At 73.4% G+C, this 26,868-nt stretch carries 26 protein-coding genes and 1 pseudogene; 21 read left to right on the forward strand and 6 right to left on the reverse strand.

Annotated features, from left to right (window positions below):
- Nucleotides 1-600 precede the first annotated feature (600 nt).
- From ACLBXO_RS23710 to ACLBXO_RS23720, 3 genes are all read left to right on the forward strand, one after another.
- Nucleotides 601-879, forward strand: coding sequence for a hypothetical protein (locus tag ACLBXO_RS23710; protein WP_331313605.1), 279 nt, complete (start codon nucleotides 601-603; stop codon nucleotides 877-879).
- Nucleotides 880-935: 56 nt separating this feature from the next.
- Nucleotides 936-2,093, forward strand: a complete 1,158-nt coding sequence (locus tag ACLBXO_RS23715; RefSeq protein ID WP_447686906.1) for a hypothetical protein — start codon at nucleotides 936-938, stop codon at nucleotides 2,091-2,093.
- Between the two features lie 98 nt (nucleotides 2,094-2,191).
- Complete coding sequence (locus ACLBXO_RS23720) at nucleotides 2,192-2,413, forward strand: hypothetical protein (protein WP_331313604.1); 222 nt, start codon at nucleotides 2,192-2,194, stop codon at nucleotides 2,411-2,413.
- A gap of 17 nt (nucleotides 2,414-2,430) precedes the next feature.
- Here ACLBXO_RS23720 and ACLBXO_RS23725 read toward each other — a convergent pair.
- Nucleotides 2,431-2,706: pseudogene (locus ACLBXO_RS23725) on the reverse strand (ABC transporter ATP-binding protein); the annotation flags it as partial.
- Between the two features lie 422 nt (nucleotides 2,707-3,128).
- Here ACLBXO_RS23725 and ACLBXO_RS23730 point away from each other — a divergent pair.
- Both ACLBXO_RS23730 and ACLBXO_RS23735 read left to right on the forward strand, forming a co-directional pair.
- Entirely contained in the window at nucleotides 3,129-3,860 is a 732-nt protein-coding gene (locus tag ACLBXO_RS23730) for a Crp/Fnr family transcriptional regulator (RefSeq protein ID WP_331313603.1), read from the forward strand.
- Nucleotides 3,861-3,917: 57 nt separating this feature from the next.
- On the forward strand, nucleotides 3,918-4,637 hold the full coding sequence (locus tag ACLBXO_RS23735) for an HWE histidine kinase domain-containing protein (RefSeq protein WP_331313602.1): 720 nt from the start codon (nucleotides 3,918-3,920) through the stop codon (nucleotides 4,635-4,637).
- 3 nt (nucleotides 4,638-4,640) lie between these two features.
- Here the strand turns inward: ACLBXO_RS23735 and ACLBXO_RS23740 are convergent, their stop codons facing one another.
- Nucleotides 4,641-5,420 carry a Crp/Fnr family transcriptional regulator gene (locus tag ACLBXO_RS23740; RefSeq protein WP_331313601.1) on the reverse strand — a complete coding sequence of 260 codons (780 nt, stop codon included), beginning with the start codon at nucleotides 5,418-5,420 and terminating at the stop codon, nucleotides 4,641-4,643.
- 284 nt (nucleotides 5,421-5,704) lie between these two features.
- Nucleotides 5,705-5,923 carry a DUF6894 family protein gene (locus ACLBXO_RS23745; protein WP_331313600.1) on the reverse strand — a complete coding sequence of 73 codons (219 nt, stop codon included), beginning with the start codon at nucleotides 5,921-5,923 and terminating at the stop codon, nucleotides 5,705-5,707.
- A 345-nt stretch (nucleotides 5,924-6,268) separates the two neighbouring features.
- Here ACLBXO_RS23745 and urtA point away from each other — a divergent pair, with 345 nt between their 5' ends.
- The 7 genes from urtA to ACLBXO_RS23780 all read left to right on the forward strand — a co-directional run bounded on the left by urtA (nucleotide 6,269) and on the right by ACLBXO_RS23780 (nucleotide 12,815).
- Nucleotides 6,269-7,564, forward strand: coding sequence for an urea ABC transporter substrate-binding protein (gene urtA, locus ACLBXO_RS23750; RefSeq protein WP_447686907.1), 1,296 nt, complete (start codon nucleotides 6,269-6,271; stop codon nucleotides 7,562-7,564).
- Between the two features lie 140 nt (nucleotides 7,565-7,704).
- Nucleotides 7,705-9,276, forward strand: a complete 1,572-nt coding sequence (gene urtB, locus ACLBXO_RS23755; protein WP_447686908.1) for an urea ABC transporter permease subunit UrtB — start codon at nucleotides 7,705-7,707, stop codon at nucleotides 9,274-9,276.
- Between the two features lie 5 nt (nucleotides 9,277-9,281).
- Nucleotides 9,282-10,436 carry an urea ABC transporter permease subunit UrtC gene (gene urtC / locus ACLBXO_RS23760; RefSeq protein WP_447686923.1) on the forward strand — a complete coding sequence of 385 codons (1,155 nt, stop codon included), beginning with the start codon at nucleotides 9,282-9,284 and terminating at the stop codon, nucleotides 10,434-10,436.
- On the forward strand, nucleotides 10,433-11,230 hold the full coding sequence (urtD, locus tag ACLBXO_RS23765; protein ID WP_447686909.1) for an urea ABC transporter ATP-binding protein UrtD: 798 nt from the start codon (nucleotides 10,433-10,435) through the stop codon (nucleotides 11,228-11,230). The genes urtC and urtD overlap by 4 nt, the downstream gene beginning before the upstream one ends.
- A gap of 2 nt (nucleotides 11,231-11,232) precedes the next feature.
- On the forward strand, nucleotides 11,233-11,928 hold the full coding sequence (gene urtE / locus ACLBXO_RS23770; protein ID WP_447686924.1) for an urea ABC transporter ATP-binding subunit UrtE: 696 nt from the start codon (nucleotides 11,233-11,235) through the stop codon (nucleotides 11,926-11,928).
- A gap of 363 nt (nucleotides 11,929-12,291) precedes the next feature.
- Nucleotides 12,292-12,429: a hypothetical protein gene (locus tag ACLBXO_RS23775; RefSeq protein WP_447686910.1), complete on the forward strand. Its 138-nt coding sequence runs from the start codon at nucleotides 12,292-12,294 to the stop codon at nucleotides 12,427-12,429.
- A 101-nt stretch (nucleotides 12,430-12,530) separates the two neighbouring features.
- Entirely contained in the window at nucleotides 12,531-12,815 is a 285-nt protein-coding gene (locus ACLBXO_RS23780; RefSeq protein ID WP_447686911.1) for a hypothetical protein, read from the forward strand.
- Nucleotides 12,816-12,831: 16 nt separating this feature from the next.
- Here the strand turns inward: ACLBXO_RS23780 and ACLBXO_RS23785 are convergent, their stop codons facing one another.
- The 3 genes from ACLBXO_RS23785 to ACLBXO_RS23795 all read right to left on the reverse strand — a co-directional run bounded on the left by ACLBXO_RS23785 (nucleotide 12,832) and on the right by ACLBXO_RS23795 (nucleotide 16,473).
- The gene (locus ACLBXO_RS23785; protein WP_331313595.1) at nucleotides 12,832-14,478 is read right to left on the reverse strand and encodes a hybrid sensor histidine kinase/response regulator; all 1,647 of its coding nucleotides are present in this window, start codon (nucleotides 14,476-14,478) and stop codon (nucleotides 12,832-12,834) included.
- A 422-nt stretch (nucleotides 14,479-14,900) separates the two neighbouring features.
- Nucleotides 14,901-15,680 carry a hypothetical protein gene (locus ACLBXO_RS23790; RefSeq protein WP_447686912.1) on the reverse strand — a complete coding sequence of 260 codons (780 nt, stop codon included), beginning with the start codon at nucleotides 15,678-15,680 and terminating at the stop codon, nucleotides 14,901-14,903.
- 160 nt (nucleotides 15,681-15,840) lie between these two features.
- Nucleotides 15,841-16,473 (reverse strand): response regulator transcription factor, encoded by a 633-nt coding sequence (locus tag ACLBXO_RS23795; protein WP_331313593.1) that lies wholly within the window; start codon nucleotides 16,471-16,473, stop codon nucleotides 15,841-15,843.
- A 373-nt stretch (nucleotides 16,474-16,846) separates the two neighbouring features.
- On the opposite strand from ACLBXO_RS23795, the gene ACLBXO_RS23800 reads away from it, so the two are divergent.
- The 9 genes from ACLBXO_RS23800 to ACLBXO_RS23840 all read left to right on the forward strand — a co-directional run.
- Nucleotides 16,847-17,341, forward strand: coding sequence for a hypothetical protein (locus tag ACLBXO_RS23800; RefSeq protein WP_447686913.1), 495 nt, complete (start codon nucleotides 16,847-16,849; stop codon nucleotides 17,339-17,341).
- A 3-nt stretch (nucleotides 17,342-17,344) separates the two neighbouring features.
- A complete protein-coding gene (locus tag ACLBXO_RS23805; RefSeq protein ID WP_447686914.1) occupies nucleotides 17,345-18,445 on the forward strand; it encodes an AAA family ATPase in 1,101 nt (366 codons plus the stop codon).
- Nucleotides 18,446-18,541: 96 nt separating this feature from the next.
- Entirely contained in the window at nucleotides 18,542-20,503 is a 1,962-nt protein-coding gene (locus tag ACLBXO_RS23810) for an AAA family ATPase (protein ID WP_447686915.1), read from the forward strand.
- Nucleotides 20,504-20,507: 4 nt separating this feature from the next.
- Complete coding sequence (locus ACLBXO_RS23815; protein WP_447686916.1) at nucleotides 20,508-21,110, forward strand: hypothetical protein; 603 nt, start codon at nucleotides 20,508-20,510, stop codon at nucleotides 21,108-21,110.
- Nucleotides 21,107-22,468, forward strand: coding sequence for a hypothetical protein (locus tag ACLBXO_RS23820; RefSeq protein ID WP_447686917.1), 1,362 nt, complete (start codon nucleotides 21,107-21,109; stop codon nucleotides 22,466-22,468). The genes ACLBXO_RS23815 and ACLBXO_RS23820 overlap by 4 nt, the downstream gene beginning before the upstream one ends.
- Nucleotides 22,465-23,892, forward strand: coding sequence for a peptidoglycan-binding protein (locus ACLBXO_RS23825; RefSeq protein ID WP_447686918.1), 1,428 nt, complete (start codon nucleotides 22,465-22,467; stop codon nucleotides 23,890-23,892). The genes ACLBXO_RS23820 and ACLBXO_RS23825 overlap by 4 nt, the downstream gene beginning before the upstream one ends.
- 9 nt (nucleotides 23,893-23,901) lie before the next feature.
- A complete protein-coding gene (locus ACLBXO_RS23830; RefSeq protein WP_447686919.1) occupies nucleotides 23,902-25,275 on the forward strand; it encodes a hypothetical protein in 1,374 nt (457 codons plus the stop codon).
- Nucleotides 25,276-25,325: 50 nt separating this feature from the next.
- Nucleotides 25,326-26,099 (forward strand): hypothetical protein, encoded by a 774-nt coding sequence (locus ACLBXO_RS23835; protein ID WP_447686920.1) that lies wholly within the window; start codon nucleotides 25,326-25,328, stop codon nucleotides 26,097-26,099.
- Between the two features lie 77 nt (nucleotides 26,100-26,176).
- Nucleotides 26,177-26,868, forward strand: a 692-nt coding sequence (locus tag ACLBXO_RS23840; protein WP_447686921.1) for a hypothetical protein, incomplete at its 3' end; no start/stop codon positions are given.

Raw genomic sequence — 26,868 nt, forward strand, 5'->3', positions numbered from 1 at the left:
CCCCGCCCGAGGGCATGCCCTCGGGGATCCCGCGACGGCGCGCCGGCGCGCGGTCGGCGCCCCGCCGGTCACGGTCGCGGCAGGGTGTGCGGCGCCCGCAGGACGGCGTCGACCTCCGCGCGGGTGTTGTGGAAGGCGAGCGAGGCCCGCACCGACAGGTCGACCCCGAGCCGGCGCAGGGCCGGCGCTGGGCCGGGGCAGGGCCGGGGCAGGGCCGGGGCAGGGCCGGCGAGTCCCGGCGGACATGCGCCACGGCGAAGGGCGCTGCCACCGGCCTCGATCCCCGCGCGGCCAGGCGCGGCGCCGGGCCCGGGTCGCGGGCCGAGCCGAGGTTCAGGACATCGTCGTGCCGGCCGTTCTGCTCCGCGCCGCGGCTTCGACGAACAACCTGCGCTGCAAGTCCTCGCCAATTTGGCAGCACATTCTCGCGCCCGGCCTCTACAGTGACGGCGTCGACATACAGTCGATGCAGGGCCGAACGGAGGTTTGCCGTGATCGCCAGCAAGGAACGGATCGCCCGGATGACTGCGCCGTGTCTGCCGTGTTGCCGCATCCAGGAGGAGGCGCGCGCACGACATCAGACACGCGAGGCGATTACCGATGCTGACCTATGACACGACCCGGAACACCGGTCCCGACCTGAGCCCCGAACCGGCCGCCGCCCTCGGCCGGGCCCTGCCCCGGAGCGTCCGCTCCCATCCCTCCCACGAACGCGCCGCCCTCGCGAGCGCCCTCGACGACGGCCTGATGCCCGACGAGGTCGCCCGGATCCTCGCCGGCCGCCGGGTGGCCGAGGCCTTCCCGATCCGCTGGGGCGAGAGCCCGGAAGCCTACGCGTCCCGGGCCGTGTCCGAGATGTTCGTCGCCTACCTCCAGTAGGCGCGCCGCGGCCGGCCGCGCCGGCTTCTCCGACCACGAAACGATGGAACCCTGCCATGTCGGTTCTCCCCCGCGGGTGGAGGCGCCGGTCGGGGACGGCTGCCTGCGCGCTCGCCGTGGCGCTCGGTGCCGCTGGCCCGGCCGCGGCCGGACACCTGCCGAAGGGCGGCGCCGCGACCGCGGCAGACGGGCCGGACGTCCCGGCCCGCCTCACGGTCGGGCCGGGCGGCCGGGACCTGCGGCTCGCGGGCGATCTCGCGGCGGGCGTCGCCGCGCGGGTCGCCGCCATCCTGGCCGCGCACCCGCGGATCGCGCGCATCCACCTCACGAGCGACGGCGGCCTCGTGGCGGAGGGGGCGGCGATCGGGGCGCTCGTGGCGGCCCGCGGGCTCGCCACCTACGTCCCCGACGCCTGCGCCTCGGCCTGCACGCTGATCTTCGTCCGCGGCCGGGCGCGCTACCTCGCCACCGGCGGCCGGCTCGGCTTCCACGCTCCCTACGAGATCGGGCCGCGCGGCCGGATGAGCCCGGTGGATCCCGCACCGGAGCGGGCGGCCTACCGGGCCGCCGGCCTGCCGGCGGCCTTCGTGACGCGGGCCCTGGCGGTGCCCCCGGCCGGGATCTGGATCCCGACGGGCGGGGCGCTGCGCGCGGCCGGCATCGTCACCGAGGTGGTCGGGACGGACCGCTTCCCCGACTCGACCCTGGACGCGGATCCGAGCGCGGCCGGGGCGCGGGCCGCGATCCTGCGGAGCCTGCCGATCCTGCGGCAGGCCGAGGCGGCGGGGCTCGACCCGATCGCCCGGTGGTACCGGGACGGCTACGCCGCCGGCCGGCCGGAGGCGGAGGCCGCCGCGGGCCTGAGGCGGATGGCCGCCGGCTACCTGCAGCGGCGCTTCCGGGCGGCCGACGACGCCGTGGTCCGGGCGCTGGGCCGGCGGATCCTGGCGACGCTGGAGCGGGCCGGCGCGGGGGACGCGGCGGCCTGCGGCCTCCTGGCGGCCGGCGACCTCCTGGCACTCGACGCGCGGCTGCGGGCCGAGCGGCCCGCGTCCCACGGGCTCGCCCCGCTCCTCGCCCGGACGCCGGCCGCGCGGCCGGACGGGGTGGACGGGGCGGCCATCGACCTGCCGCCCGCCGAAGCGGCCGCCGGGCTGCGGGCGCTGTTCCTCGCCGGGCCGCGGCAGGTCCTGGCGAGCCGCGCCGGGCCGTAGCGGCCCGCCGACCCTCGACACGCCGCGCCGGCGCCTATCTTCGCACCCGCGGCACGCCCCGGACGGGCGCCGGCCGCGGGGAGACGGAGGTTCGACGGATGCCGGATTATCGCCTGCGCGGGGCGGTTCGTGGCGAGGACGGGGAGATCGGCGCGCCGCGCGTCGACGAGATGCTCACGGCCGCGGACGCGAAGGAGGCGATCCAACTCGCCAACCGCCGCTCGCTGACGATCGAGGACGACGCGGTGAACGCCCTGTGGCTGGTCGACGCCCACGGCACCCTGCTGTGGTCCCTGCGCCGGGCCGACCGGGAATCCTGACGCGCGTCCCGGCGCGCGGCGCCCCCGAGATGCAGGGACCGGACGTCGTCCCGCGCCCGCAGGGACGCGGCGGTGCCGGCCAGCGCGCTGCGCCCGCTCTCCAGCACGACGGCGTGGTGGGCGCGGCGCAGGGCGCGGCGGACATTCTGCTCGGCCACGCAGGGTCAGACCCTCGGCACGGTTCAGGCCGGCGAGCACCCGGCGGATCTCCTCGACCACGCGGGGGGAAGCCCCGTGGACGGCTCGTCGAGGACGAGCAGCCGGGGTCGGCCCATCAGCGCCCCGCCGATGGAGCCCGAAGGGGAGGCCGTCCGCTGCGGCGCGGACCGGCGGCACCCGTTGCGAGAAGCAGGGAGACAGGACGGCGACCTGTCCGGGGCAGACATTCCGCTGTTTCCTTCCGTCGAATCCTCTGTGCGGCGCGCGCCACGTCAGAAGCACCGTCTCTTCAAGTTCGATACGGCGCGCGTCCATTCCCCCTCCGGGACGCGCCGGCGCCGGATCACTGCCCTGATCGCACATTGGGCCGCCCGGCCCGCCGAGACCTTGCCGCCGCGGGACCGCGATGGGACCGCGCGGGGCCCGAATCCGGCCGGATCGACCCGGCGCGGCGGGCGGAAAGACACCTTACGGTAGCACAAACTAATCTGCGTAAGTATTCATAGCGTGAAACAAAATGTAGGTTCGCGCCCCCACGCCGCCGTGGAGACGCCCCATGCCAAACCCGCTCGCGCACAAGCTAAATTGCTATGTCGGGCTCTCCGAAGACGACCGGATGTGCTTGGCCGACGCCATGAGCCCGAGCCGCATGGTCGCCGCACGCACCGACATCATCCACGAGGGCGACGATCCGCGGGCGATCAACGTGATCCTCGAGGGCTGGGCCTGCCGGTACCGGCAGTTCGCCAACGGGCGCCGACAGGTCGTCTCGCTCCTGCTCCCGGGCGACCCGTGCGACCCGCACATCTTCCTCCTCGACGAGATGGATCACGCGATCGGCGCGATCACCCCCGTGCTCCTCGGCCAGATCACCGGCCCCGCGATGCGGGACCTGACCGCCCGCAGCCCGCAGCTCGCCATGGCCTTCCACCGCGAGGCCCTGGCCACCGCGGCGATCCAGCGCGAGTGGACGGTCAGCCTCGGCAGCCGCACCGGGATCGAGCGCCTCGCCCACCTGTTCTGCGAGTTGCACGCGCGCCTGGCGGCCATCGGCCTGACCGACGGGAATACCTGCGCGATGCCGATGACGCAGAACGATCTCGGCGACGCGATGGGGCAGACCAGCGTGCACATCAACCGCACGCTCCAGGAACTGCGCGGCATGGGGCTGATCACCCTGCGCAGCCGGCGCCTGACGATCCACGATCCGGCCGCGCTCGCCCGGCTCGCGCATTTCGATACCGCCTATCTCCATCTCACCGAGGCCGGCCACGCCGCCGCGCGCTGAACCCTGCCGGTCCCGCGGCGATTGAGCCAGGTTGAACGACATCCGGAGTGGCCCGGCATGACAGACCCTCGCGATCCGGCGGAGCGACTCGCGGCCCTCGAGGCCGACAACGCGCGCCTGCGCCGGCTGCTCGACGCGGCGGGGCTCCCGGACAGCCTGCGCCACGGGATGCGCAACACGATGGCGATGATGCGCACCGTCATGCACCGGTCCGCCGAGAGCGCCGCGGATGTCGAGAACTACGTGGCGCATCTCGACGGCCGGTTCGGGGCGATCATGCGCGTGCAGGCCGCCACGGACGCGTTCGGCGACGCCGACCTGCACACGCTGATCTCGGACGAGCTGATGTTCCACCTCGCCCGCGAGGGCGAGCAGGCCATCCTCGCCGGCCCGCGGGTGCGCCTCCGGCCCAAGGCCGCGCAGGTCGTCGCGCTGGCCCTCCACGAGCTGACGAGCAACGCGGTGGAGCACGGGTCCCTGGCGCTCCCGCAGGGCCGGGTCCGCGCGGCGTGGCGGGTGGCGGAGTCGGAGACCGGACCGCCCGTCCTCAGCCTCGACTGGGCGGAGACCGGCGGCAGCGGCGTCGCGCCCTCCGGCCGGCGCGGCTTCGGCACGGACGTGCTGACGGAGATGCTGGCCTACGATCTCGGCGCGGCGGTCGACCTGCGCTACGAGCCGGACGGGCTGCGCTGCACGATCCGCGTGCCGCTCACGGCCCAGATCGGGCGCCGCGTGGCCGAGGATCCCGGGGCGGGCTGGGACGGCGACGGCCGGTGAGGCTCACGGCCCCGAGGCCGCCCGCACCTGCCCGGTCATCTGCGGCAGCGCGCCGAGGGCCTCCACGGCCGGATCGCGGCCGGGCAGGAGCAGGTAGTCGGGGGTGAAGCCGGAAAACTCCTGCAGACGCGCGAGATTCGGCACGCGCACGCTCTTGCGCCCGCTCTCGATCAGCCCGGCCCTGCGCAGGTCGGCGAGGACGCGCGAGAGGTGGACGTTCGAGAGCCCCGCCGTATCGGCCAGCTCGGACTGCGCCAGAGGCAGGCGGTACTCGGGCTCCAGGCCCAGGCCGACGGCGTTCAGGCGCGCGAAGAGCTCGCAGATGATGTGGGCGACCTGCTTGTCGGCGGACCGGCGCCCCACCCCGACGAGCCATTCCTGCAGGACGGCCTCGTCGACCAGCACCGACCACCACAGGGCGCGGTAGATGTTGGGTCGGAGAGCGGCGAGTCCCTTGATCGTCCGGTAGGGGATCGAGGCCACGGTGCAGGGCGTCAGCGTCGCCACGGAGTGGATCGCCCGGTTGAGCAGGGACGCGTGCAGGTCGCAGCCGTCGCCGGGAACGAGGTAGGCGAGGATCGAGCGTCCCCCGTCGGGCACCAGCTTGTAGCGGCAGGCGAACCCGTCGAGGATCACGTAGGCGGCGTCGGGCCGCACGCCTTCCGAGACCAGGTCGCGGCCTGCCTCGACCTGCGCGACGTCGCTGGTCGCCGCGCCCAGCGCGGCCACGTCGCCGTCGTCCAGGTTCGCGCGCAGCGCCAGCTTGCGAAGGAAGGGGTTCAAGGGATCTCCCGGACAACCTGCCCCGTGCGCGGAGCCGTATCTGCGTAAACGCGTGACGGCTTATCCTTACTCCGCGAATGCATCAAATGATCGCCACGCCCGGGATCCGGATTCCGCCGGCGCCGATCCGTCGAAACCTTCGGCGCCCGGGCACGCCGACGCCCGAATGCGTCTCGTCCCGCGATCGGAGCTGGGACGCCGCCCGGGATCGGCCGCGCCGGATCGTGCGGGCCGGTCGTGCGGGCCGATCGTGCCGGCCGGGTTGCGCGGGCCGGAGCGGCGTATCAGGAGACCCGCAGCGTGCGCAGGACGGTGCCGCTCCCGTCACGGATCTCCATCCGCCAGCCCGCCGCGGCGTCCGGCAGCTCGCCGGCCATCCGGAACTCCTCGATCAGCGCCAGCGCTTCCGCCTCCGCGTGCGCGGGCGACGCGGCGAGGACGCCCGTCTCGTCCTCGATCGTCTCGCCGTCGCTCCGCAGGCGGAAATAGTAGCGCTCTGCCATGATAGCCTTCAGCCCAGGATCCGGATCCGCCCCGGCGGCCGGGCCCCGCCCGCCCGGTGATGCGCCCGCGCACGCCGCGGCCCGCGCCGCGGGCTGAGGTAAGTGGCCCCGATCCGCGTCCGATCAACGGACGGGCGAGATTCCGGTCGCGGATGCCTATCGCTTGGTCCGCCCGCTCCAAGACGCGGCACGGCGCGGCACCGCGCTGCCGGTCTGGCGGGCGAAACGGCGCCGTTCTGGGCGCCGGCGGACCCGGAACAGCCTCCCGCGGCGCCATGCCTAATTATTTGGCACACGATTTGCGAAGCCCGCCCCGTCGCGAGGACGACGACGCAGGGGACCGCCATGAAGGCATTTGGAACTTGGGCCTCGGCCGCCGCGCTGGCCGCCGGGCTGGCGATGGGCACGCTGGGGGCGGGCGCCGCGCGGGCGCAGGAGACCATCAAGGTCGGCATCCTGCACTCGCTCTCGGGCACGATGGCGATCTCGGAGACCACCCTCAAGGACGTGATGCTGATGCTCATCGCCGAGCAGAACGCCAAGGGCGGCGTGCTCGGCAAGAAGCTGGAGCCGGTGGTGGTCGATCCGGCCTCGAACTGGCCGCTCTTCGCCGAGAAGGCCCGCGAGCTGATCAGCAAGGACAAGGTCGCGGCCGTGTTCGGCTGCTGGACCAGCGTGTCGCGCAAGTCGGTGCTGCCGGTGTTCAAGGAGCTCGACAACATCCTGTTCTACCCCGTCCAGTACGAGGGCGAGGAGAGCGAGCGCAACGTGTTCTACACCGGCGCCGCCCCGAACCAGCAGGCGATCCCGGCGGTCGATTACCTGATGTCGGAGGATGGCGGCGGCGCCAAGCGCTGGGTGCTGGAGGGGACCGACTACGTCTACCCGCGCACCACCAACAAGATCCTCGAAGCCTACCTGAAGTCCAAGGGCGTCAAGGACGAGGACATCCTGATCAACTACACGCCGTTCGGCTTCTCGGACTGGCAGACCGAGGTGTCGAAGATCAAGGCGTTCGGCTCGGCCGGGAAGAAGACCGCCGTGGTCTCGACCATCAACGGCGACGCCAACGTGCCGTTCTACAAGGAGCTCGGCAACCAGGGCATCAAGGCGACCGACATCCCGGTCGTCGCCTTCTCGGTGGGCGAGGAGGAGCTCGCCGGCATCGACGCCAAGCCGCTGGTCGGGCACCTCGCCGCCTGGAACTACTTCGAGTCGATCAAGACGCCGGAGAACGAGGCCTTCATCAAGAAGTGGCAGGCGTTCAAGAAGAACCCCAAGGCCGTCACCAACGACCCGATGGAGGCCAGCTACATCGGCTTCAACATGTGGGTGAAGGCGGTCGAGAAGGCCGGCACCACCGACCCCGACAAGGTGATCGACGCGCTGCCGGGCATCGAGCAGAAGAACCTCACCGGCGGCACCGCCACGATGCTCCCGAACCACCACATCACCAAGCCGGTCTTCATCGGCGAGATCGAGGCGAACGGCCAGTTCGACGTGGTGTGGAAGACCGAGGGCCTGATCCCCGGCGAGGCGTGGTCGAAGCAGCTCGAGGGCTCGAAGGACCTCGAGGCCGACTGGGTCAAGCTCAAGTGCGGCAACTACAACACCAAGACCAAGACCTGCGGCGGCGCGTAACCCGCGTCTCCCCTCCCCCTTGCGGGGAGGGGCAGGGGTGGGGGTGGTGCAGGAGGCACCGCCACGCTCGATCCTGCACCACCCCCAACTCCGGCTCCTCCCCGCAAGGGGGAGGAGAGTCCGGTCGCGCCAGAAGTGCCATGCTCCGTCTCCTCACCCTCCTGTTCCTGCTGCTGGCCGCCCCGGCCCTCGCCCAGGCGCCCGACCCCTACGCCCAGCTCGCCGGCGACGGCTACGCGGAGATCGAGGCCGGCGTCTCCGGCCTCGCGGCGAGCGGCGACCCGCGCGCCGACGCGATCCTCTCGGCGCTGTCGGACGGCCGCCTGCTGGTGAGCCCGGACAAGACGCTGCTGATCCGGCAGGGCAACGCGGTCGTCGATGCGAGGACCGGCGCCCCGGCCGCCGACAGCCCCGACCTCAAGCCGGTGCGCGCCAACAACCGGGTCCGCCGGGCGATCGAGGCCGCCCGCGGGCAGCTCGAGCTCGCGAGCCCCGACCCGGCCAAGCGCCGCGCCGCCGCCGACGCGGTGTTCAAGGCAAGGGATGCGGCGGCACTGCCGGCCCTCGACGCGGCGCTCGCCCGCGAGACCAACCCGGGCGTCCGCCAGGCGCTGACCGAGGCGCGCGCCGCCGTGCTGCTCGCCAGGCCCGGCACCGCGGAACCCGACCGGATTGCCGCAATTCCCGCCATCCAGGCCCGGGGCGATGGCGACGCGATGGGCATCCTGCGCGGTCTCGCGGCGGATCCGAGCGAGGCGGTGCGGGGAGCCGCCGCCCGCGGCATCGCGGCGATCGAGACGCGGCTCGCGATCCTCGGCGCCCTCCAGAACGTCTGGTACGGCATCTCGCTGGGCTCGGTCCTGCTGCTCGCCGCCATCGGGCTCGCCATCACCTTCGGGGTGATGGGCGTGATCAACATGGCCCACGGCGAGATGGTGATGCTCGGCGCCTACACGACCTACCTCGTGCAGGAGCTGATCCGCACCAAGGTGCCGGCCCTGTTCGGCTGGTCGCTCGCGATCAGCATCCCCTGCGCGTTCCTGGTCGCCGGCCTCGTCGGCGTGCTGATCGAGCGGTTCATCATCCGCTTCCTGTACGGGCGCCCGCTGGAGACGCTGCTCGCCACCTTCGGCGTCAGCCTCGCCCTGCAGCAGGGCGTCCGCTCGATCTTCGGCCCGACCAACCGCGAGGTCGGCGCCCCCGGCTTCATGAGCGGCGCCGTCGATGTCTACGGCCTGTCGATCACCTGGGGCCGGATGTGGATCATCGTGTTCGCGCTGGCCGTGTTCCTGGGCCTCCTGTTCGTGCTGCGGAAGACCTCCTTCGGCCTGAAGACCCGGGCGGTCACCCAGAACCGCCGCATGGCCGCCGCCATGGGCATCCGCACGCCCTACGTCGACGCCCTGACCTTCGGCCTCGGCTCCGGCATCGCCGGGATGGCGGGCGTCGCCCTCTCGCAGATCGACAACGTCTCGCCCAATCTCGGCCAGGGCTACATCATCGACTCGTTCCTCGTGGTGGTGTTCGGCGGCGTCGGCAACCTCTGGGGGACGCTGGTGGCAGCGCTGACGCTCGGCGTCGTGAACAAGCTCGCCGAGCCGTATATCGGCGCGGTGCTGGCCAAGATCGGCCTCCTGATCTTCATCATCCTGTTCATCCAGAAGCGCCCGCGCGGCCTGTTCGCGCTCAAGGGCCGGGCGGTGGAATCGTGAGCTCCTTGCCGTCCCGCACCCCCCTCATCGACCGGAAGGGCTGGATCTTCCTCGCCGTCCTGGCCGCCTTCTGCCTCGCGGTGCCGGTGCTGAACCTCGCCGTGCCCGAGGGCTCCGGCCTGCACCTGCCGACCTACCTCGTCTCGCTCTTCGGAAAATACCTCGCCTACGCGCTGCTCGCGGTCAGCCTCGACCTCGTCTGGGGCTATTGCGGCATCCTCTCGCTCGGCCACGGCGCGTTCTTCGCGCTCGGCGGCTACGCGATGGGCATGTACCTGATGCGCCAGATCGGATCCCGGGGCGTCTACGGCAATCCGGTCCTGCCCGACTTCATGGTGTTCCTGAATTACAAGGCCCTGCCCTGGTACTGGTACGGGTTCGACCACTTCGCCTTCGCGGCCCTGATGGTGCTGCTGGTGCCGGGGCTCCTGGCCTTCGTGTTCGGCTGGCTCGCCTTCCGGTCGCGGGTCACGGGCGTCTACCTGTCGATCATCACCCAGGCGCTGACCTACGCGCTGATGCTCGCCTTCTTCCGCAACGACATGGGGCTCGGCGGCAACAACGGGCTGACCGACTTCAAGGATCTCCTAGGATTTTCCGTCCAGTCCCAGAATTTTCGCGTGGGTATCTTCGTGGCGACGGGCCTCGCGCTGGCGCTCGGCTACCTGATCGCCCGGGTCATGACGGTCTCGGCCTACGGCAAGATTCTGATCGCCGTGCGCGATGCCGAGAGCCGCACGCGCTTCCTCGGCTACCGGCCGGAGCACTTCAAGACGCTGGCCTTCACGGTCTCGGCCATGATGGCGGGCGTCGCCGGCGCCCTCTACGTGCCGCAGGTCGGCATCATCAACCCGGGGGAGTTCGCCCCCACCAACTCCATCGAGACGGTGATCTGGGTGGCAGTGGGCGGCCGCGGCACGCTGGTCGGCGCGGCGCTCGGCGCCGTGCTGGTCAACTACGCCAAGACCGTGCTCACCGGCGCGATGCCGGACGCGTGGCTGTTCGCGCTCGGCGGCCTGTTCGTGTTCGTGACGCTGCTCCTGCCGCGCGGCCTCGTCGGCACCGCCATCGAGCGGTTCGGCGGCCGGCGCGCCGCCGCCAAGCTGCCGCCGGAGCCCGAGATCGCCCCGAAACTCGCGGAAGAAGGGCAGGGCTCGTGAGCACCGACCTCCTCGAACGCCCGGACACCCGCGGCCCCGCCAATCGGAAGCGCGAGACGGACGCGCTCCTCTACCTCGACGACCTGCGGGTGACCTTCGACGGCTACAAGGCCCTGCGCGGCCTGTCGCTGACGCTGGCCCGCGGCGAGCTGCGGGCGATCATCGGCCCGAACGGCGCCGGCAAGACCACCATGATGGACTGCATCACCGGCAAGACCCGGCCGGACAGCGGCATCGCCGTGTTCGACGGCACCCACGACCTGCTCAAGAGCGACGAGCCGGCGATCGCCGACCTCGGCATCGGCCGCAAGTTCCAGAAGCCGACCGTGTTCGAGAGCCACACGGTCGCCGACAACATCCTGCTGGCGCTCAAAGGTCCGCGCGCGGCCTTCGCGTCCCTGTTCGGCTGGCGCAACCGGGTGGAGGCCGAGCGGATCGACGCCCTGCTCGAAACCGTCGGCCTGCTGGCCCATCGCGTCCGGCCGGCGGCGGATCTCAGCCACGGCCAGAAGCAGTGGCTGGAGATCGGCATGCTGCTCGCGCAGGACCCCAAGCTCCTGCTCGTCGACGAGCCGGTCGCCGGCATGACCGACGCCGAGACCGCCGAGACCGCCCGCCTGCTCCGGCGGATCGCCGGCGAGCACGCCGTGCTGGTGGTGGAGCACGACATGCACTTCGTCCGCGACCTCGGCTGCCGGGTCACCTGCCTGCACGAGGGCGCGGTGCTGGCCGAGGGCTCGATCGACGCGGTCTCGGCCGACCCGCGGGTCGTCGAGGTGTATCTGGGACGATGACCATGCTCTCCGTCGACGGCATCGACCTCTATTACGGCGCCGCGCAGGCGCTCCGCGGCGTCTCGCTGACGGCCGAGGCCGGGCAGGTCACGACGGTTCTCGGCCGCAACGGCGTCGGCAAGACCTCGCTGCTGCGGGCGATCGTCGGCCAGCAGCCGGTGCGCGCCGGCGCGATCCGCCTCGACGGCCGCCCGATCCAGGGCCTCGCGCCCTACGACCGGGCCCGGGCCGGGATCGCCTTCGTGCCCCAGGGCCGGGAGATCTTCCCGCTGCTCACCGTCAAGGAGAACCTCGAGACCGGCTTCGCGCCGCTGAAGCGCCGGGACCGCCACATCCCCGGGGAGATCTACGACCTGTTCCCGGTGCTCAAGGACATGCTGCACCGGCGCGGCGGCGACCTCTCGGGCGGCCAGCAGCAGCAGCTCGCCATCGGCCGGGCGCTGGTGACCCGGCCGAAGCTCCTCGTGCTCGACGAGCCGACCGAGGGGATCCAGCCCTCGATCATTAAGGATATCGGCCGGGCGATCACCTACCTGCGCGGCAAGGGCGAGATGGGAATCGTGCTGGTCGAGCAGTATTTCGAGTGGGCCCGCGACCTCTGCGATTCCTACGCGGTGATGGATCGCGGGCAGGTGGTGCTGGCCGGGCCCCGGGCCGGGATGGTCGAGGCCGACGTGCTGCGGTGGATGTCCGTCTAGGGCAGCCGCCGCGCCCGCCGCATGCCCCGCCGGCATGCCGCTGAATACGGCGCCTCGATCCGAAGATCGGGCGGATAATCAACAATCGCAGCGCGGCCGGCGGCGAATTGGGCCGCCAAAACTGTGCATACGGCCCAGATCGGCCAATGTTAAAACACAATTCGGGTCCGCCATGGGGCTCAACCACGGAGGCGCCCATGACGATCCTGGATCCGGTCACCGGCGAGCTGGTCACCATCACCGTACCGCGGCCGCGTCCGCAGGCCGGTCCGCGCTGACGGGCGGCGCGCTGTCATGACGAACGCGACCGATCGAAGAGGCGGACGCCGCGGCGTTCGCGGCGGCCGTCCCCAGGTCCGGACCGTGCCGCCGGGCCTGCTGCTGGCCGGCGGCGTCGGGGCGAACGCGCCGCTGACCGCCGTCGACCTGATCGCCCAGGCCCGCGCGGCCCGGCGGGAGGCCGAGGCCCGCGACGGCGCGGACCGGGCGGAGCAGGGCTGACGCGGCGACCGGAGGCCGCCGGACCGGCCGTCCGCCCCTTGAGATCGCCCGCGCGGGCTGGTCAGAAGGCCGGAAGTCTCGCGGCGGCCGGCGGGTGAATCATGAAGATCGGCATCCTGATCCTGATCGGCGCCTGCGGCGTCCTCGTCGGGATCGTCGTCGGATACGTCGCGGGGACGCGACTCAGCGAGGCCTTCGCGCGGTTGCCGGTGACGGACCGCTCCCCCGCCGCGCAGGCGCTCCGGATCGTGGACCGCATCGCGGCCGAGCACGGCCTCGCGCGGGACGCCCTGCTGAGGGCGATGCTCGACCGGCAGGGCGGCGGGACGGCGACCGCCCGTCCCGGCAAGGATCCCGGAATGGACCCGCGCGAACCGGCCCGGTGAGGGCCGACCGCGCGCCTCACGCGGCCGGCGCGGGCCGGGGACGCAGCCGGAGGCTCGCGGCGGTGAGCACGGAGCGCAGCTCAGCCGGCCGGACCGGCTTCGAGAGGATCGGGATGTCCGCCGCCCCCAGATCCTCGCGCACGCGCGCCGCGTCGTGGCCGCTCATCACCACCGCCGGCAGCGCGCGCCCGGCGAGCCGCCGGACCGCCGCGATGCAGTCCGTCCCCGTGACGCCGTTCCCGAGCTCGAAATCGGTGATGAGGAGGTCGATCTCGGGCGCGGCGTCGGGGATCCCGGTTTCGGGCTGCACGCGGCAGCCCCATTTCTCCAGCAGGCTGGCCGTCGCCCGCAGCACAGCCCCGTCATCCTCCACCAGCAGCACGCGCAGGCCGCCGATCGTCGCCGGCGGGTCGAGCCGGGCCGGGAGCGCCGCGGGCTCCGGAGCCCGGGCGACGGGCAGGTTGCCGATCGTCACGCAGGTCCCGCGCCCCGGCACCGAGCGCAGCGTCACCGCGAGGTCCAGGAGTTCGCCGAGCCGCCGGACGATCGGGAGACCGAGGCCCACGCCCTCGACGTCCCGGTCGCCGCGGCGACGGACTTGGTAGAACTCCTCGAAGACCCGTTCCTGATGCGCGACCGGGATTCCGGGGCCGCGATCGTAGACCTGGATGGCGAGCCGGTCGCCCCGCCGGCGGCAGGCGATCAGGATCGGCCGGCCGGGCGCGTACTTGATCGCGTTGTTGACGATGTTCTGCAGCATCGTCGTGAGCAGCGCCCGGTCGGTGCGCACCACGACCGCGCAGGCGCGGCTGCGCAGGGCCGTCCCGGCGATCTGGGCGGCCTCCGAGTTCTGGCGCCGCACATCCTCGATGACGTCGTTGATCGCGACGGGCTCGGGCCGGGGCTCCACCCGTCCGCTGTCGAGGGTCGAGATGTCCAGGAGCGACTTGAACAGGCGCGAGACGCTCTGCAGCGACCGGTCGATGTTCTCGACCATCTGCAGCTCCTCCGGCCCGAGCCTGGCGTCGCGCAGGCAGGCGGTGAACAGGCTGATGGCGTGGATCGGCTGGCGCAGATCGTGGCTCGCCTGCGCCAGGAAGCGCGACTTGGACAGGCTCGCCTCCTGCTCGCGCTCGTAGGCGCCGCGCAGGCGCTCCAGCAGGCTGTAGATGTAGGTCGGCACGAGGACGGTGATGGCCGTCAGCGTCAGGACCAGGAACGGGTTCGCGCGCCAGTAGGCGTTGACGTACGTGGTGGCCGCGATCGAGACCAGGGCCGCCGCCGTGGACGCCTTCAGGGCGGTGACCCCGTAGCGCAGGCCGTTGCCGACGATCAGCCGGATCACGATCGCGTAGAGCGGCAGGAACGGCGCGCCGCCCACCGCCATCGCGTAGGTCATCCCGCCGAGATCGAGGAGGAAGGTGACGACGCGGCGCGGCGTGTTGCTGCCGGGATTGCGGGCGATCCAGCCGTACAGCGCCACGGCGAAGACCCAGTGGCACGTCACGAGGTAGGCGACGAACCGGGCCTCCGGCGGTGCGATCCCGCCGTAGATCTGCGGCAGGAGGTACAGGCAGGCGAGGCCGATGACGACGGCCCGGATGAGCGCCTGCGCCTTTTCATTGTCGTACGCCTCGTCCCGCCGGCGCCGCGCCCCGAACATCGGCGGCTCAGGCCCGGCCGGCGGCGCGGCCGAGGCCGGGCGCCCGCTCCGCCGGGACAGGTCCGGCCGGGACAGGCCCCGCGGCGCCCGCCCCGAACGGCGCCGTGCCGGTCCCTGTCTCCCGCTGTCGCTTCATCGTGCAGTCGCCCTGCCGCGTCGCCGCCCGGGACCCGGGTCACGGCGCGCCGCCATCGCCGGTCGTGGACAGATGCGGAAAGTCTACCTGAAGGTGATCGACACCACCAGACGCGACGGGAGCCCGCGACGCGGCGACGAGGGCGAGTCTTGGGCGCAAGAACCGCTTATTCAGTCTCCGCGACAATGGTACCTGTGCTGAAGAGAGACTTTCGTGAGGAATATAGGCGGCAGAATATTTTTTACTTCACTGCAGGCCCGATCTCGGCGACCGGTCACGGGCACCGTCAGCGGTAGGTGCCGGCGCCCGAATCGAAGCGATAGACCCGGGCATCCCGGTCGGTGGCGGGACGGAGCGTCCCGTCCGCGCCCAGCACGGTGCCGCTCAGCGTGACCCGGACCGGGGGCCACGCGGCGGGGTCGCGCGGATCCTCCTCCGGCAGGATCTCCAGCCGCCCCGTGCTCGATCCCAGCCGGCAGGGATCCTCCGCGCAGCCGGCCGTCTCGTCGGCGCCCGCCGCGACCTCGCCCGCGAGCGTCCAGTGCGCCGGCGCGGCGCGGAACTGCAGGAGCAGGAACGAGAAGCCCTGCGATCCGGCCGTCCCGTAGACCGTGAGGCGCAGGCCCATCAGGAGGCGGCCCCGGCTCAGCGGCCTGAACACGGCGCCGAGCCGCTCATCCACCTCCGGTGCGCCGCCGTTGCGGTTCCCGGTCCCGATCCGGCCGGACAGGACCTGCACGTCTTCGAGGCGCCAGCGCATATCCTTGAGGACGTAGGTGGCGGCCGCGACGCTCAGCCGGTCGGGCGCCGCGGCGTCCGCGCCCGGGGCCGGCATCGTGACGAAGCCGGTGAACCGGCTTCCGGTCTCGGTGGAGAACATCGCGGCGGTCCAGAATTCCGCCGTGCGGCCGTCCTTCATCCGGCAGGTCTCGGCCGCCGTGTCGGCGGGCCGCCCGCAGATCGCCGCCAGCACCGCGGCGTGCGGCAGCATGGCGAGGTCGGGATCGGCCGCGGCCGGCGCGGCAGCGAGGCCGGCAGCGAGGACGGCAGCCAGGACGGGCCGCACCGCGAGGGCAGGCCCCGTCGGAAACCGCCCGCGGGCCGCGCGCCCGTCTTCCCGTTCCGCTTCCCGTCCCGCCCGTCTCATGCGCCGGGCTCTGCCACGGAGCCCGGCACCGGGCCATTCGGACAGGTGTACGATCGACGCCCCCGCACGGTCCGCCCCCTCAATCCCCGACGCCGGCCGTGGCCGCCCTCGCGGCCGCGGCGGACCGGGAGGTGACGTCGAGGGCGCGCAGGAGCGCCGAGACGTGGATGCGGACGGTGAAGGGGGAGATCTCGAGCTCCCGGGCGATCTCCTTGTTGGTGCGCCCCAGGGCGACGAGGCGCAGCACGTCGCGCTGGCGCTGCGTCAGGGGCGGGAGCGGGCCGCGCGGCGCGGCGAGACCCGAGACCGGGCTGCGCCGGATCACGAACTCGCCGTCGCGGATCGCCGCGATCGCCTGGGCGATCTCCGCCGCGGGCAGCGCCTTGCCGATGAAGCCGTCGGCGCCCTCGGCCATGACTGTCCGGATCAGGCCCTCGTCCTCGATCATCGACACGACGATGATCGAGGCCCGCTCGAACTCGACGCGCAGCGCGCCGATGGAGCGGCGGGGATCGAGGCCGGGGAACACGAGGTCCAGGAGGAATGCCCGCGGGGGGGGCCCGGCGCGCGCCAGCGCCAGGACCTGCTCCATCGTGGCGGCCTCCCGGACCAGGGCCTGCGGGTAGAGCCGTTCCGCGATGCGCCGCATACCTTCGCGGAACAGCGGATGATCGTCGGCGACGATGAGGGTCTCTCGCGCGGAGCCGTTCATACCACTCCCGATCGCAGCATCGGAATCTTTCCCCATGACGTCGCGGCGAGGAGCCATGCCGAGGGAAATCCAGGCCCTGTCAAGCCTGCGACGATAGGTCATATACACTAGTAGACCGGTTTTTTCCGCCTGCCTAGAAGTCGGGCCGTCATGGTGACAGGCAGCGGCCCGCTAATTTCTTCGAATCTTTCCAAAAAGAGCGAGGCTGCAGGTCATGTCGTGCGCGCCGACGCGACGCACGAATTACGTCGTTCCATGTTCGGGGGCCCGCTGGATGTCGGAAGTCGAACACCAGAATGCTGAGCGACAGGCTCAGGACAGGCTTTCCGAGCCCCGCGCGGCCCCGAGCCCCGCGGCCCCCGCCAGGCCGGGCGTGTCGCCGAGCCTCATCGCGATCGTGGGCGGCCTGGTGGCGGCGGGCGCCGTCGCGGGCGTGCTGCTCTCGGGCAGCGGCGAGACCGCCGGGACGGCCGCGCGGCCGGCCCTGACGCTGGTCAAGGCGGGCGAGATCGACAAGGCCGCCGAGACCCTGCCCTCCGACGAGAAGGACAAGATCGTCGCGGAGGCCAAGGCCTGCCGGGCCCCGCTCGGCCAGATGCGCCTGTCGAAGATGGCGGCCGATGCCGGCGGCGTGGTGCGGATCCGGGCCGGGAACTACCTGTCCCCGGCCTTCAACGTCGCCGACGGGCCGATCAACATCGCGGTCCCGTTCCCGGCGCCCTACGAGACCGGCAAGGGCGAGATCACCGTCGAGGGCGCCGCCAAGGACGTCTTCGTCGAGCTGACGCCGGGCCTGAAGATCGACACGACCGGCGGCGCCCAGCGGATCCCCGTGATCTGGAACACCAGCAAGCCCTGCGGAGGCTGACGGATGCCGAGATCCGCCATCCTCCCCTTCGTCGTCTCCGGGCTGGTGGTCGCGGTCCTCACCCCGCTCCTGCTCAGCACCGATTACGGCCCGGTCGCCTGGTGGAACGCCGCCGGGCCGGAGCTGCGCTGGAAGGCCGCGATCGGGATCGCCGTCGCCCTGCTGGCGGCTCTGGGCCTCGCCGCGACCGCGACGGCCGCGCGGAGGGCGGAGGCCGGCCTCGGGCAGCCGGCCGGCGGGCTGCTGGCCCTGCCGCGCCTGATCGCGGCGCCGCGCCGGGTCGTGGAGGCCCGGTCCCCGGAGGCCGTGATCGCGAATCTCGAGGCCATGGTCGGGCTCGCGCCGGTCAAGCGCGAGGTCAACGCCCTGATCGCGCGGCTGGAGCTGGAGCAGCGGCGGCGCGCCGAGGGCCTGCCGGTGGCGGCGATCAGCCAGCACATGGTGTTCACCGGGCCGCCCGGCGTCGGCAAGACCGAGGTGGCGCGGGCGATCGGCGAGATCTACCGGTCCCTCGAGGTGCTGCGCCGCGGGCATCTCGTGGAGGTCGACCGCGCGGCCCTGGTGGCGGGCTATGTCGGCCAGACCGCGGCCAGGACCCTGGAGAAGTGCCACGAGGCCCTCGACGGCATCCTGTTCATCGACGAGGCCTACACCCTGGCCGCCGGCGGCGGGGGCGGCGGCGACTTCGGCAAGGAGGCGATCGACACCCTCCTCAAGTTCATGGAGGACAACCGCGACCGGATCATCGTGATCGTCGCCGGCTACACCAACGACATGCGCCGGTTCATCGACACGAATCCCGGCCTCGCCGGCCGCTTCACCAAGACCGTCGCGTTCCCGCCCTACAGCCCGAAGGATCTCTGCGAGATCCTGAGGCGCATGGCGGCCCGGCAGCAATTCGCGCTCCCCGAGGGGTTCGAGGCGGCGCTGACCCCCTGGCTCGCGCAGCGGTCCCGCGCCGACGACTGGGCGAACGCCCGCGAGATGCGCACGCTCCTGGAGAAGGCCCGCGAGGCCCAGGCCGCCCGGGTCGCCCTGCAGGGCGGCGACCTGCGCCGCCTGGAGATCGTCGACCTGCTCCGCGCCACCGGCGAGGACGCCTGAGGGCGGCCCGGTCGCGCCCCGAGGCACGCCGCGCGCCCATCACCAGGGCCAGCACCGAGACCAGCACCGAGACCAGCACCAAGGTTCGCCACGTCCATGGAACGCCTCGACAAGCATCCGGTCGCGCTCTTCGCGGTCATCGTGCTGGGTGCCACCGGCCTGCTGGTCGCCCTGCGGCCGGACGTGCTCGGGTCGCTCGCCGCGACGCCGGCGGCGCTGCTGCGCAACGGCCTGATCCTCGGCGGCCTCGTCGGCGGCCTGCTCGCGGCGAGCTACATCCCGGCGCGGATCGAGGCGACGCGGCGCGCCCTGGACCGGGCCCGGGCGAGCCGCAGGATCCGCCCGATCCGCTTCGTGGACGACGGCGCGGCCGCGGAGAAGAAGGACCTCCTGGCCACCGCGCTCGCGACCCTCGACGGCATGGTCGGGCTCGAGCCCGTGAAGCTGGAGGTGAAGGGCGTCATCGCCCGGATGCAGGTGGAGCAGCAGCGCCGCGCCCAGAACCTGCCGGTGGCGGCCATGAGCCAGCACATGGTGTTCACCGGGCCGCCCGGCGTCGGCAAGACCGAGGTGGCGCGGGTCCTCGGCAGCGTCTTCAAGGCGCTCAAGGTGCTGCGCAAGGGCCACCTCGTGGAGGTCGACCGGGCCGGGCTGGTGGCGGGCTACGCCGGCCAGACCGCGATCAAGACCCTGGAGCGCTGCAAGGAGGCCCTCGACGGCATCCTGTTCATCGACGAGGCCTACGCGCTGGCCCCCGGCGGGGGGAGCGGCGGCGAGTTCGGCAAGGAGGCGATCGACACCCTCCTGAAGTTCATGGAGGACAACCGCGACCGGATCATCGTGATCGTCGCCGGCTACACCAACGACATGCGCCGGTTCATCGACGCGAATCCCGGCCTCGCCAGCCGGTTCACCAAGACTGTCGAGTTCCCGCCCTACAGCCCGCCGGAACTCGCCGAGATCCTGAAGCGCATGGCCGCGGGCCAGGGCTTCGTCATGCCGGAGGGGTTCGAGAAGGACCTCGCCGCCTATGTCGGCGCCCGGTCGAAGGCCGAGGACTGGGCCAACGCCCGCGAGATGCGCACGGTCCTGGAGAAGGCCCGCCAGGCGCAGGCGCTGCGCCTCGCCGCCAGCCCCGGCGGCGACATCAGCCGGCTCGAACCCGCCGACATCGCCGCGGCCCTCGGCCGCCAGGGCGGCGGCGCGGTCGACATGGACGCGGCCCGGAAGGTCATGGCCCGCCTCGACGCGATGATCGGGCTCGCGCCGGTCAAGGAGCAGGTGAAGACCGTGGCGGCGCGGGTTCTGGTCGACGCCCGGCGCCGCGCCGAGGGCATCGAGGTCGGCGCGGTCAGCCAGCACATGGTGTTCACCGGGCCTCCCGGCGTCGGCAAGACCGAGGTGGCGCGCATCATGGGCGACATCTTCCGGGCGCTCGGCGTGCTGCGGAAGGGGCACGTGGTCGAGGTCGACCGGGCCGGGCTGGTGGCGGGCTACGTCGGCCAGACCGCGGCCAAGGCCCTGGAGCGGTGCCGCGAGGCCCTCGACGGCATCCTGTTCATCGACGAGGCCTACACCCTGGCCGAGGGCGGCGGGGGCGGCAGCGACTTCGGCAAGGAGGCGATCGACACCCTCCTCAAGTTCATGGAGGACAACCGCGACCGGATCATCGTGATCGTCGCCGGCTACACCAACGACATGCGCCGGTTCATCGACACGAATCCCGGCCTCGCCGGCCGTTTCACCAAGACCGTCGAATTCCCGGCCTACGACCCGTACGACCTCGTCGAGATCCTGCGCCTGATGGCGTCGCGGCAATCGTTCCGGCTGCCGCCGCGCTTCGAGACCCTGCTGATCCCGTGGGTCGAGCAGCGCGCGCAGCGGCACGACTGGGCGAATGCCCGCGAGATGCGCACCCTCCTGGAGCGCCTGCGCGAGGCCCAGGCGATGCGCCTCGCCAGCGATCCCCTGGGCGATTACGGCCAGTTCGAGCTCGTGGATGTGGAGCGGGCGCTCCGGCCCGCCGGGGACGCGGCGCGTCCGGCGGCGGGGGCGTAGCGGCATGGCGCGGCCCGACACGCCCCCGCCGCCCGGATCGGCGGGGAGCCCGACCGCGGGCGACGGCGCGGGCCCCGGGGGGCCCGCGTCGCTGGCGGTGCTCCGCCGCCTCGCCGAGGAGGTCGTGCGCCGCAACACCGCGGTGGCGGCGGTCGTGGCCGCGGCCGATCGGGGCGAGAGCGCGGCGCTCGTGACCCTCGGCCACCTCTACAGCCCCTTCACCGCGGGATCCGGTGAACCCGCGCGCAATGCCCGGCTCGCCGCCGTGTATTTCGAGCGGGCGGCGGCTGCCGGCAACTGGGTGGCCGGAGGGCTGGCGGCCGAGCTCCACGACCGCGGCCCGGGCAATCTCGAGCGGGACCCGGACCGGGCCGCGGCCCTGGTGATGCGCCAGATCGAGACGGACCCGGACAGCGGCTGCCTCGTCACGGATCCCGGGATCGGCGCGGTCTGGACCCCGGATTTCTGGGCGGCGTTCCAGCGCGCGCTGGCCGCGCGGGGCCTCTACGCGGGCCCGTTCGAGACGCGCTGCAACGACGCGACCCGCGCGGCGGTCCGGCACCTGGTGGACGCCGCCGGGCCGGCCCGGGAGCCGGCGCGGCCATGAGCATCGCACGCGGGGACTGGCTGCGCGCGCACGCGGCCCTCTGGTACGACGATCGCCGCTACCGCCTGGCCTGGCTCGCCCTGCCGCAGGCCGTGACCTGCGCGGTCGCGGGCCTGTGCATGGCGCTGGCCGCGCAGGGCGTCTGGGGGCAGCCGGCCACCGCCTCGAAGGCGCGGCTCGCCGAGCTGAGCGCCCTGCGCGACCGGGCCGGCAAGGACGGCGACCGCGCGGCGTTCGACGCGCTGACCGCCGCGGCGACCCGGGGCCAGATCGACGCCGCGACCAAGCTCGGGACGCTCTACGACCCCCTGACCGCCGCCTACTTCCCCAACAAGCCCGCGCCGAACGACTTCGACCGGGCGGCCGCCCTCTACGGACCCGGCGCCGCGATCGGCGATCTCCTGGCAGTGACGCGCCTCGCGGACGTGCTGCTCGACCCGGCCAACCCCAACCGCGACCTGCGGCGCGGCTGCCGCCTCGCGCAGACCTGGATCGACGCCCCCGAGACGCTCGAGCGCACGATCACCGGCGAGGAGCGGCTGACCGTCAAGCTCGCCACCTGCTACGTCGAGCCCGAGAGCGGCCTGCCGCAGGACCCGGTGCGGGCCGGGGGGCTGGTGACCGCGGTGCTGTGGCGCCGCCACCGGCCGACGATGGACGCCTTCATCAACGATCTCGGGCGGCAGAACCCCGCCCTGGTGTCGGGCATCCAGCGGCACCTGGCCGAGCAGCGCCGCTACATCGGCCCGGTGGACGGACGGCCCAATCCCGGGATCATCACGGCCCTCCAGGTGGAGGCGGGGATCACCGACACGGTCGCGACGCCGCGGCCCGAGCCGCGGCGGATGTCGCCCAAGGGCCCGGATCCGGAGACGCTGGCCCTCCAGGCCGCCGCCCGGGCCGGCGACCGGGTGAAGATGGCCGAGCTGAAGCGCCGCGCCGAGGCCGGGGACGCGGACGCGCTCACCGCCTACGCGCGCCTGTTCAACCCGGTGATGAACAAGGGCGACGTCTTCGCGCCGGACGCGCAGGTCGCCGTCGCCGCCTACGAGCGCGCCGCGGCCTCCGGCAACGGCATGGCGGCGGGCGAGGCGGCGGTGCTGTACGATTCCGGCTACGGCAACGTCGCCAAGGATCCCCGGAAGGCCGCCGCCCTCGCCCTGCGGGGCGTCGACCTCAAGGACGACCAGATCACCTTCTGGCTGCTGTTCCCGGAAGCGGGCAACTGGAGCGACGGGTTCTGGGGCGCGATCCAGGCCGCGCTGACCGCCCGCGGCTTCTACACGCTCCCGGTCGAGAACAAGCGCAACGCCGCGGTCATCACGGCCCTGCGCGCCTACATGAAGGCCAAGTCATGAGCGGCGTCACGATCGGGACCGACCGGCTCCGGGCGCACGCGACGCTCTGGTACGCGGACGCGCGCTACCGGCTCGCCTGGCTGGTCCTGCCCCAGGCCGCGGTCGCGCTCCTGGCCGGCCTCGCCCTGGCGCTGCTGAAGCCCGCGGGCGAGTGGGGCAAGCCGGCCGACAGCAAGGAGAACGAGAAGCTCTATCTCGACCTGCTCGACAAGGCCGGCAAGGACGGCGACCGGGCCGCCTTCGAGAAGCTGCGGACGGCCGCCGAGGCCGGCGACGTCAGCGCCCGCTCGTTCATGGGCGCCCTCTACAATCCCGAATGGGCCGCGGTCTACGTCAAGAGCCCGGTCACGCCCGACGCCGCCAAGGCCCTGACCTACTACCAGAAGCCCGCCGACCTCGGCTTTCCCGGGGCCCAGCGCGGCATGACCGAGCTCCTGCTCGACCCGGCCCGCGGCCAGCACGATCTCAGGCGGGGCTGCCGCTACGGGCTGGCCTTCCAGGCGAACCCGGTCGCGGCCCGGAACAACTACCTCGATTCCTGGTCGACGCTCTACTGGATCGCCGGCTGCTACACCGATGCCGGGAGCGGCGTGCCGCGGGATCCGCAGAAGGCCGCCGGCCTCTACATGGACACGGTGGCGGCCAAGCTGCCGCGGGCGGTCACCACCTTCACGGACGAGCTCGGCCGGCAGCCCCCGGACCTCGTGGCGGCGATCCAGCGCGACCTCGCCAAGCGCGGCTTCTACACGGGGCCGTCCGACGGGACGGCGACGCCGCAGACGCGCGCGGCCGTGCAGGCCCTGGCCGGCCGGGGCGCCGGCCCGCAGGGCAGTGCGGGGGCTGGCAGTGCGGGGGCGGGCAACCCCGGAGCCGGCAACCCCGGCGCCGCGAAGCCCGCCGGCCCGCCGCCTCAGGCACCGCCCGCGGCGACGCCGAGCGTCGAGGACCTCATCGCGCTGTCGAAGCGCGCGGTCTCCGACGCCGCCGACGCGGCGAAGCTCCGGGGCCTGGCGGAGAGCGGCGTCCCGGTGGCGCAGTACCTCTACGCCGCGATGCACCTGTCCCCGGCCAACAGGGAGCAGCGGGTCACCGCGCCGGACGGCCCCCTGGCGGCCCGGTATCTCGAGCGCCTCGCGGTCGAGCGCTCCTTCGCCCCCGCGGCCGCCTCGGCGGCCTTCCTGTACGATCTGGGCGGCGCCGGCCTGCAGCGGGATCCCGCGAAGGCGGCCGACCTGACGATCCGCGCCCTCGCGCTCAAGTCCACCGAGATCCTGCAGAATCTCGAGCAGGACCAGTGGGGCGCCGGCTTCTGGGCCGCCCTCCAGCAGCGCCTCGCCGAGCGGAATCTCTACCAGGGCCGCGTCGTCGACCAGCGCAACGACCGGACCATCCAGGCGGCGCGCCGCCTCCTCGGCAATCCATAGGAGACGGCGATGGACCCCCGCCGCAAGGATCCCGCGCGGTTCCCGGCCCCCCGGGCCGTAAGCCGCACCGCCCGCCGCGCGGCCGCCCTGCTGGCGGGCCTGATGGCCGGCCTCCTCCTGCCCGCCGCCGCGCAGGCGCAGATCAAGGTCCGCAAGGCCGACTGCTTCTTCGCGGCCGACGGCAGGACCGTCATCGACGGGGTCTGCGAGTTCCTGACCGACGCGCGCAGCTACGGCGTGGGCGGGTTCCGCCTCGCCACCTACACCAACGGCTACCTGCGCGACGGCGTGGTCGTGTCGGTGACGGCGCCGGGCCAGGGCACGGCGACCTGGAACCGGGAGCCCGGCGGCAAGCCCGAGGACGGTCCCGCCGACGGCGTCACCGGGGAGGGCGCCTGCTGGACCGGGTCCCGGAGCCGGGTCTGCGCCTGGAAGGTCGGCGAGGGCCGCCCCGGCTTCGGCGGAGCCCCCGCGGCGGCGCCGGAGGCCGGCGCCCCGCGGGCCGCCGACTGCTACCTCGAAATCGCGGGCGATGTCCGCCTCGACGGGGCCTGCCAGTTCCGGTCGGAGACCGGGCAGACCGGCGCCCGCGGCTTCGAGATCCGCTCCTACGCCGCCGGCAAGCTCGACGTCGTGGCGCAGCTCGTCCGCGACCCGCAGAACCCGCTGAGGGCCACGGCCTTCTGGAACGGGTCGTCCGGGGGCCTGCGCGCCGCCGAGGCCCTCGGCGCCCTGACGCCGAGCGGCCCCTGCTGGGACAATGACGGCGTCCGTCTCTGCGTCTGGCAGCCCGGCCAGCCCCGCGGCGGCTGGGACCGGCGGGACGGCGGGACCGCGCCGGCCCGCGACCGGCCGGCCGAGGCCCGGGCCCCGGCCCCGCCCGACACGCCGCCGGCGCCGCCGGCATCGCAGCCGCCATCGCAGCCGCCATCGCAGCCGCCGGCGCCGCGCGACAGCGCGGAGGGGCGCGATCCGCCGCCGGGCACGTTCCTGAAGCTGTCCTTCAAGGGCCGCTGCGAGTCCCTGATGATGGACGGGGAGGACCTCACCGCGACCTGCGCCCCGGAGGCGGTGAACACCTCCGTCGTCGGCAGCCCGAAGGCCGGGTTCATCTTCGGCACCACTGACGGCAAGGCCATGGCGTTCATGGCCTCGGCCAAGGGCTTCGTCGAGGGCGGCACCCTGCACCAGCCCGTCGACGAGCTGATGTACGCCGAGCGCGACCAGTCCACTTTCAAGGTCAAGGGCACCTGCGAGATGCCCAACCCGATGGGCGGCCCGGTGGTCATCACCTGCAACGCCCAGTCGGCGAACAGCACCTACGCGGTCCGGTTCCGCACCGACGGCGGCAAGCCGGTCCTGACCCGCGGCGACGCGAAGTGAGGCTCTCGCCGCGGACCGAGACCACCCGCCCGCACCTCGAGGAGGATCTCATGCCACGACACGTCGCGACGACGGGAGCGGCCGGCGATGCCCGGCCCGCGCGGGCCGTCGGCGCCGGGATCCTCGCCGGCCTCCTGGGGCTCTGCCTCGCGGGACCGGCGCTCGCGGGGTCCACGAGCGTGACCGCGCGGCCCGGGCAGCGGGTCCGCCTCGACGGCTACGCCACCCACGAGACCCGGCCGGGCTGCCCGTCGGTTCCGGCGGCCGCGATCGAGCTGATCACGCCCCCGCGCGGCGGCCGCATCGAGCAGCGGCGCGAATTCCTGGTCCTCGGCCAGAACATCGACGGCACCCCGTCGCGGGACGGCTGCCAGGACGTCGAGCGGGACGCGCGGACGCTCTACTACACGGCCCGGCCCGATTTCGCCGGCCAGGACACGGTGTCGGTGATCGTCACCTTCGTCACCGGCGAGGAGGCGACCTACACCTACAGGATCACGGTACCCGAGGGCGAAGGCCGGCGGGCGCCGGCGGTGTCCCAGGCACCCGCCCCCCGCGACGCGGGCCTCGCGCGGCCGGCCCCGACGGCGCGCGTCGCTCCGGCGGAGCGGGCGACCCCGGCTCCGGCTCCTGCGCCCCGGGAGGCCAGCACCGGCGACTTCCTGCGCGACGCGGTCCGCGGCGCGGTCCCGGCCACCCGTCCGGCGCCGACCCCGAAGGCCGCGGAGGCCGCGGCGCCCGCGTCCGGCACGCCCGCACCGTCCGCACCGTCGCCGGCGCAGCAGCTGGCACCGCCGCGCCCGCCCGCCGCGCCGCAGCTCTGACGCAGCTCCGACGCAGCTCCGACGCGGACGGCCGGCTCGGCCGCCCGCGCTTCACCGCCACGCCGAGGACGAGTCCCGTGCATCAGCGCCTCCCGAACGACCCCCGATCCGCCGCACCGACCCGGCCGCGGCGGCGCGCCGGCGCCCGCGCCCTCGGTTCAGCGCTCTGCCTGCCGCTCGGCCTCACGTTCTGCCTCGCCCTGCCGGCCCGGGCGGAGGTGGAGAGCAAGACCGCGCGCGCCGGCCAGCGGATCTTCCTCCAGGGCTTCACCTACTACTTCGCCACGCAGGGGTGCCGCTCGCGCGCGGCCACGATCGAGCTCGTCCGGCCGCCGCGCGGCGGGCGCATCGAGCAGCGGCGCGAGTTCCGGATCCTCAGCGGCAAGGTCGACGAGACCGGAGCGCAGATCCGGCAGCCGGACGGCTGCGAGCACGCCAAGAAGGACGCGATGTCGCTCTACTACACGGCGCGGCCCGACTTCTCCGGTCTCGACACCCTGTCGATCGACGTCACCTTCGGGGACGGGTCCACGGTGCCGTACACGTTCCGGATCACCGTGCCGCCGGGCGAGCCCCGCCGGGCCCCGGCAGTGTCGCAGGCGCCCGTCCCGAGCGCGGGCGGCGCCGGGCAGGCCGCGCCGGCGGCCCGGGCGGCGCCGGCCCCGCCCCCCCGGGAGGCCGGCACCAGCACCGGCGACTTCCTGCGCGACACGGTCCGCGGCTCGGTCGCGGCCCCGCGGCCGGCACCGGTCGCGGAGCCTCCGAAGTC

Source organism: Methylobacterium sp. C33D, from assembly GCF_053345825.1.